This is a genomic window from Phenylobacterium sp., assembly GCF_041919955.1.
Taxonomy (GTDB): Bacteria; Pseudomonadota; Alphaproteobacteria; order Caulobacterales; family Caulobacteraceae; genus Phenylobacterium.
On sequence record NZ_JAYRSU010000031.1, the window covers coordinates 30,777 to 37,433 of the forward strand.

Annotated in this window: 7 protein-coding genes; 4 read left to right on the top strand and 3 right to left on the bottom strand. The window is 54.3% G+C overall.

The genetic code is table 11. The features are described 5' to 3' along the window. Nucleotides 1-115: 115 nt before the first annotated feature. Nucleotides 116-1,315 (top strand): Fic family protein, encoded by a 1,200-nt coding sequence (locus ACE3T2_RS19450; protein ID WP_374660414.1) that lies wholly within the window; start codon nt 116-118, stop codon nt 1,313-1,315. Between the two features lie 348 nt (nt 1,316-1,663). Then, complete coding sequence (locus ACE3T2_RS19455) at nt 1,664-2,647, top strand: hypothetical protein (protein ID WP_374660416.1); 984 nt, start codon at nt 1,664-1,666, stop codon at nt 2,645-2,647. 788 nt (nt 2,648-3,435) lie between these two features. Here the strand turns inward: ACE3T2_RS19455 and ACE3T2_RS19460 are convergent. Then, nucleotides 3,436-3,630 (bottom strand): hypothetical protein, encoded by a 195-nt coding sequence (locus ACE3T2_RS19460; protein ID WP_374660418.1) that lies wholly within the window; start codon nt 3,628-3,630, stop codon nt 3,436-3,438. A gap of 183 nt (nt 3,631-3,813) precedes the next feature. Here ACE3T2_RS19460 and ACE3T2_RS19465 point away from each other — a divergent pair, with 183 nt between their 5' ends. Together ACE3T2_RS19465 and ACE3T2_RS19470 are read left to right on the top strand one after the other, a co-directional pair. Continuing rightward, nucleotides 3,814-4,395 (top strand): recombinase family protein, encoded by a 582-nt coding sequence (locus ACE3T2_RS19465; RefSeq protein ID WP_374660420.1) that lies wholly within the window; start codon nt 3,814-3,816, stop codon nt 4,393-4,395. A gap of 2 nt (nt 4,396-4,397) precedes the next feature. Then, entirely contained in the window at nt 4,398-4,916 is a 519-nt protein-coding gene (locus ACE3T2_RS19470) for a hypothetical protein (RefSeq protein ID WP_374660424.1), read from the top strand. Between the two features lie 98 nt (nt 4,917-5,014). Here ACE3T2_RS19470 and ACE3T2_RS19475 read toward each other — a convergent pair whose 3' ends face one another. Then, nucleotides 5,015-5,983, bottom strand: coding sequence for a DUF4062 domain-containing protein (locus ACE3T2_RS19475; protein ID WP_374660426.1), 969 nt, complete (start codon nt 5,981-5,983; stop codon nt 5,015-5,017). A 112-nt stretch (nt 5,984-6,095) separates the two neighbouring features. Further along, nucleotides 6,096-6,350 carry a hypothetical protein gene (locus ACE3T2_RS19480; protein ID WP_374660428.1) on the bottom strand — a complete coding sequence of 85 codons (255 nt, stop codon included), beginning with the start codon at nt 6,348-6,350 and terminating at the stop codon, nt 6,096-6,098. Nucleotides 6,351-6,657: the final 307 nt, after the last annotated feature.

Consider the following 6,657-nt stretch of genomic DNA (forward strand, 5'->3'; position numbering starts at 1 on the left):
CTAGCGTACGTCTGCGCTTCGCTAGCGGCTTTGGCATAAAATAATTAAACGCTGCACTTCATTAGCGTGGAAAATCAGATACAATTAATCGCAGCGTTTAATAACAGGGTTTCCGATGTCCGCGACCGCCGTTGTCCAAAAAGATCGCGCTGGACGCTATGTGCGTCAAACAACCGGATATTCCGCCTTCATACCCAACCCACTACCGCCCCGCGACATCGCTATCGATAGCGAGATGCAAACGCTGCTGTCGCGAGCAGATCGGGCCCTCGGGCGTTTGGACGGGTCTATCCAAACGCTTCCAAATCCCGACCTATTTGTCTTCATGTACGTTCGGAAAGAAGCCGTTCTATCTAGCCAAATTGAAGGAACTCAATCGTCCCTAGCAGATGTTCTCGAAGTTGAAGCTAGCGTTTTCGATCCGCAGCATCCAAGCGATGTCGGCGAAGTCCTAAACTACGTTACCGCAATGAATTATGGCCTTAATAGGCTAACGGAACTTCCACTGTGCGTACGGCTTATAAAGGAAATTCACAACGAACTTTTACACAACGTAAGGGGTCGTGAAAAAAATCCGGGGGAAATACGAACTTCACAAAACTGGATCGGACCCGGTGGATGCACACTCCAGAACGCGACATTTGTTCCGCCGCCACCTCATGAAGTTATGAGTGCATTATCCGATCTAGAAACATTCATGCACAGCGACGCGCAGATACCGGCCCTCATCAAGATCGGCCTTATCCACGCACAGTTCGAAACAATACATCCGTTTCTTGATGGCAACGGCCGCATCGGCAGATTGCTAATAACCTTCCTATTGATGCAAAGCGAAATATTGCTCAAGCCTGTTTTGTACATATCCCACTATTTTAAGAGAAATAGGTACGAGTACTATGAAAAACTCCAATCTGTTCGCGACAATGGCGACTGGGAAAATTGGATAAAATTCTTCCTCAAGGGAATTGCAACCGTCAGCCTAGAGGCGACGGAAACAGCGCGCAGCATTGTCGGGTTACGTGAAGAACATAGGGCACTAGTTACATCACGCTTCGGACGGGCAGCAGGAAATGGCCTCACCATTTTGGAGACTCTTTTTAGAAGCCCCATTATAACAGTTGGACAGGTTCAAAAAACTCTCAAGATAACATACCCGCCAGCAAATGGACTAGTTCAAAGATTTGTGGATGCTGGCATCCTATTCGAAATCACCGGTCAGGAGCGATACCGGGTTTATCAATACAGCCCTTATATCAATCTATTTGCGGAAAATAGGGAAGAGCCGCAGTTGGATCACGGCCCCTCTCAGGGATAACAACATGTGGTCGAGCTCCCTCGACCACATGCCGATCTAAGGCCAAGCTGGCATCGCCCCACCTCGCTCGCCCCTCGACGCGTGCCTGCGCTCTCGGGAAAATGCGAGCCACCCTTTTTGGTGCGAAACGCCCGCCCTAGCCAATGGCAATTACGCCGTTTTGCCAACGACCATCGCTAGCGCTTGAAGCGCCACCAGCGCACAAACGTAGCCTTGCGCTTCGACAATAGCCGGCTAGCCTCGGATTGCGTGGATAGGGAGTTATTCGAGGTGCGCCTTCGAGTTCTGCTAGCGATTTTGCTCGCCCTAGGAACTGGCCGCGCAAATGCAGTAGAAATGCAGTTCTCAATGGCTGAGGATGCCGGGGTACACTTTCTCTATCGCCAAACGCTGGGAAGTGGGCGCTATCGAATTTATGCAGACGGCGATATCGACGTGGACGCAGCTCAGCGGTTGCGTGAATTTGCTGTCCGCCGACGCGTGGAGCATGCAGTTGTCCTACTCAACTCCCGCGGCGGCTCCTTAGTCGGCGGCATAATGCTCGGCGAAACCATCAGGAAACTAGGATTTGACACATCCGTTGCCGAAGGGGCGGCCGATTTCGTCACGGAACGACCAGGCGTCTGTGCCAGCGCCTGTGCATATGCATATGCCGGGGGTGTGAGCCGGTATCTCCCAACGGGCTCGTTGATCGGCATGCACCAGTTCTATGGCCCTGGAGATAACATTGCTGACCGTAGCGAAACCCAGGCGGTGAGCGGCCTAATTGTTGCGTTTTTAGCTCGCATGGGGGTGGACAGCGAAGCTTTCGCCATCGCGAGCTCAACGCCAGGCGATAAGATGCAATGGCTCGCGAGGGAGCAAGCCTTGCGGATCGGCCTAGTGAATGACGGCGCGCTACCCACGACGGCAGAGATCAAGCTCGCGGACGGAATGACACCCTATCTCCGACTTGAGCAGCAGCAGGATAGCGGCATCGCACGCATATTGCTGCTGTGCGATCAGGGGCACATACGGGTGACCGCTGGGATCGTCACTTCCGAAGAGACGACGCAATCGAAGGGGCAAAGCGCCCTACGATCTTACTTCGAGCTCGATGGCAAGGAATTACTATCGATGCCGGCACCGACTGGCCTGATCTTGAACCACTCGACGCTTTGGGTGGACCGACACCTTGCGACCGCCGATTCTGCCATTCTCATGCAGGCGGAGAATTTCGGAATCTGGACTGAGAACGGAACAAATTTCCGTTGGGGCTTGGTGTTAAACTTGGTTCCAGTTCGACAAGCCACCACTAGGTTCTTACAAGGCTGCTTGGGTAGCCGCCCATAGATATGTCAGCGCCAATTATCGCCCCCACACACGACGAAGTCCGTAGGATTGCGGCCGGATGGGCGTGCTTAGAGGCTGTGGCTCACGCGATAGGTGCCGAGCAATCAGCGGAGCTTGTTCGCGTCAAAGTCGCCTGCTGGCAGGACATACAGGCTTGGTTCCCCAAAGCGTATGCACTCACGCTCGCCGAATGCAGAGCGATGTATGAAATCCGGGCGGGCATTGAGAAGAAGCTTCTTATAGGTGCGGATAATGACACATTTCACTATTCGCGCGACCCGAGCGGTAGGGACCGAGGGCGTGAGTTGGCCTATGAGTTTGGTCAGAAGCTTGTTCGTTGGAATCGGCTAATGGAAAGACGCTTCCTTGATCGCTTGTTCAATCGAATGGGCCCCGTAGAACCAGATAAGCTTCTCCTGATTCTAGGTGCAACCGAAGACTCACATCAATCGTGGTGGAAGCGATACCTGGATGCAGCCGAGCCGGATAGCGACACCTCAACGGCGACTTGATCGAACGCTCCCTTCACCACTTTAGTAGTTGACCTCTTACACACGCCTATTGAGCAAGTGCGCAGGTCTGGGGGACTAGCCGTCTTGGCCGGACAATGGCCAAATACGCTCGGCAATGTCTAACGCCGAGCCGCGAGCCAGAATCCCAACACCCGGACCAAAAGAAACCTTAGTCAGCTTGGGGTCGCCCTCATCTTCGGTGACGTAACGTACATGGTCGGGCTGAACGAACGCAGGGCGTCCATCCCAAAGCTCAAGGCGAATCGGCTGCGACATCTAGGCGAGGCCTCGGTTAATAGACTCGACAACATCGAGCGCATGATTGCTCACATGGACGAAAATATCGCCCTGCGTATGTGAATACATGATGGTCGCGCCGCTGGACGGATGACCCTGAACTGAACGCACTTGTAGCGGGTTGATCCAAATCGGGCGGTTGTTGATATCGACCAGTTCAACGAGCTTGGCCATAGCACCCTCCTTTGGAGCGCCATCTGAGGTCGAGTCGCCCGGCCGCTACAAGCATCGACTGATCCAGATGTCGTTCAAAATCGACCGTTTTCGATACAACCCCGCAGGCTGCATCGAAACATAGCTTGACTTCATTTCGATACAGCCCACATATCGATACATGATTTCGATACGGGGCGAGCGATGACGCGCGTGTTCGCGTACTGCCGTGTGAGCACGGCAGATCAAACCACCACTAACCAGGTCGAAGAGATCAGACGGGCGGGCTTCCAGGTGGAAGACCACCGCGTGGTGATGGAAACGGTTTCGGGATCGGTCGCGGCGCGCGAGCGGGCAGGGTTCGCAAAGCTGCTCGACCGAATGGAATCCGCTGACGTGCTGATCGTCACCAAGCTCGACCGCCTAGGGCGGAACGCCATGGACGTTCGCAGCGTCGTGGAAGAACTCAGCGCACGGGGGATTCGAGTCCACTGCCTGGCGCTCGGCGGCGTCGATTTAACTAGCGCCGCTGGCCGAATGACCATGCAGGTTATCGCCGCGGTCGCGGAGTTCGAGCGCGACCTTCTATTAGAAAGAACGCAGGCGGGACTTCTGCGCGCGAAAGCGGAAGGAAAGCGCCTCGGCCGACCACCAGCGCTGACCAACACGCAGCATGAAGAGATAGCCCGCGAACTGGAAAACGGCGTTTCATTAGGTGCGCTGGCAGATCGCTACGGCGTTTCTCGATCCGCTATTCAACGGGTCGCGAAGCGAGCGGCCGCTTAAAGATGCCAAGCTATCAAGGCGAGTTAGATGGGCTCTGCGGAGCCTATGCAATTGCAAACGCATTGGAGCAATGCGGGCTCGGGAAGCACCACGAAACGTTCTTTCAAATTGCCTGTGCGGCGGCGTCGGAACGCGGCCCGCAGCACATATGGGAAGGCACCAGCTTTTCCATTTTGAGGCGCATGCTCGCCGCGTGTTTACGCAGCCCGTCAAATCGCGCCGGAATTAGAGCGAGCTATCCCTTCTATCGGGAAACACCACCTTCGAACGCCGCCTATTGGGAGCGCTTTGATAAGCAGTTCGAAAACGATAGGGCGCTGTGCGGCATAGTCGGGCTCATAAAGCCCACGCCCCATTGGCTCGTAATTGCGCCTGATGGCCGGCGGTTGATCTTTACTAATTCGGATCCGAGCGGACTCTATCAGCGGAAAAATCGCGCTGCCGTTTTCGCCGGCACGCGGCGAAAGCGGCCAGGTCAATGGCTGTTAGATCGGCGCGAACTTGTGGTGCTATCGGCGTAGGTCCTTAAGCAGCAGCAACCTCGCCCATCAAACATCGCCCTTCGCCACCCACTCGGGCCCAACAACACTAGCTGAATCGGAAGCCGAGTTTAGTAGTGTTAGCCCTTTCGAGCGGCAATCAAATGAGCGAATTGCGCCTTACCAGCAGGCGTTAGCACGCCGACCTCGCCGCTCTGCCCAGCGTGGAATTCGATCAAACTGAGTAATTCCATCTGAAGCCTAATTTTCGCTGAAGTATCCGGAGTCAACGATACCCTATAAGCATCCCGCACATTGGTTTTTATGTACTGACTCATAGCCCCATCTATTGCCTTGGAGGGGGCATGCACTAAGAACTCGGGAGCCACGACTTGGAAAATCGTCCCCCATTTTATCTGAGACGAGCCCTTACCTTCAGCCCCGTCTATATTCCACCACGTGAAGCCGACCGCTTGGTTATCGTCGAGCCCAGCAAGGTCATCAATGACGATCTCGGATTTCGCGGACGCGGCCGCAAGAGCAGCCCTTAGTTTGTCATTCTCGTCTCGGATTTGATTCATCTGTAAAAGAATATCCTGCCCCGCCGCGGCATCGCCGCGTATCCATCCAACTGCCGGGAAGCGCTTAATACCTTGCAGTAGAGCGATAGCGACGTTGGCTCGAAGCTCGTCCTGCGTTCCCCAAGAATTCACCATGCGGCCCGAAGCGACCTTCTGCTTAAAGGCGCTAAGTTTTTCTATTAGAGCCAAATCGCGGTCCGCTTTTCCGATCGCAATATTTTCAGGATTCTTATGGATAAAGGCAAGCACGAGCTTCCCGTTTTCGACCGCGTAGTCGTATTCTTTTTCCGTATAACTCACACCGTTATCATCTACTGATCCGTATCGAGCTCCAATAATAAGAACATAATAGTCGCACTCATCTATGACCCTCTTAATATACTCAAACTGCTCTATATCAGCCGCGTGAAACGCTTCCATCCCGGCAGGAATCTGCTCGCAATCCAATATTGCGCGCATTGCAGCTTGGCGCTCGTCAACTAGGTCCAGGAACGTGGACGAAACAAACACTTGATACTTCTTCGACATTCTCGACCATCCCGGCGGCGATGCGACCCTTTGCCTAGGGCAAGTGAGGCCGATTCAAAGAAGTCTAGTTAGGCATTTAGTCGGCGGCCAGCCTCGCCCGTCCTTCGCCATATCAATTCAGGCCATGCCGCACGCGAACCGCATGCTCCCTTAGCGACGCGACAATCATCATAGCGACGACGGCCATTTCCTGGTCGGGCTGAACGAGCAAACGATCTTCAAAGAGGTCGGCGGCCATTTCGATCCGCTCGGGATCATCGCGGCCAACGTCGTTCAGAATCTCCTCGACCGTTATCTCCAGATCGGCGCGCGCGTCGGCATCTAACGAATCCAAAAGAGCCGCATATCGGTCGGGATCAGCGCTCATCGGCCACTCATAATCTAAGGTGGCTAAGCCTTTTCCAGCAATTGCAATTGCGCAAGACCGTAAAAATACGGTGCTAGATTCACTTGCAAAATCAACGATATAGGCAAGCCTAAAACAAGCTATCCCAAACAATCAATTTCCGAACACCTACAACATATGAGGTGTTCAAATGAACCACCAAAACTGGCCTGACCCGATTGGGTGATCCGGGTTCAATGTTAGTGCATGGCTGGCTCTGAGGCCATGGTTGGGGTGGGCGAGCGCGCGCCCTCAACAGCTGGCGCGCTCGCCCATGGCACGATGGTTC

Coding starts and splice junctions, on each gene's coding strand:
- ACE3T2_RS19460 (WP_374660418.1), bottom strand. CDS start 3,630: ATGGCCAAGCTCGTTGAACTGGTCGATATCAACAACCGCCCGATTTGG.
- ACE3T2_RS19470 (WP_374660424.1), top strand. CDS start 4,398: ATGCCAAGCTATCAAGGCGAGTTAGATGGGCTCTGCGGAGCCTATGCA.
- ACE3T2_RS19475 (WP_374660426.1), bottom strand. CDS start 5,983: ATGTCGAAGAAGTATCAAGTGTTTGTTTCGTCCACGTTCCTGGACCTA.
- ACE3T2_RS19465 (WP_374660420.1), top strand. CDS start 3,814: ATGACGCGCGTGTTCGCGTACTGCCGTGTGAGCACGGCAGATCAAACC.
- ACE3T2_RS19480 (WP_374660428.1), bottom strand. CDS start 6,350: ATGAGCGCTGATCCCGACCGATATGCGGCTCTTTTGGATTCGTTAGAT.
- ACE3T2_RS19450 (WP_374660414.1), top strand. CDS start 116: ATGTCCGCGACCGCCGTTGTCCAAAAAGATCGCGCTGGACGCTATGTG.
- ACE3T2_RS19455 (WP_374660416.1), top strand. CDS start 1,664: ATGGCTGAGGATGCCGGGGTACACTTTCTCTATCGCCAAACGCTGGGA.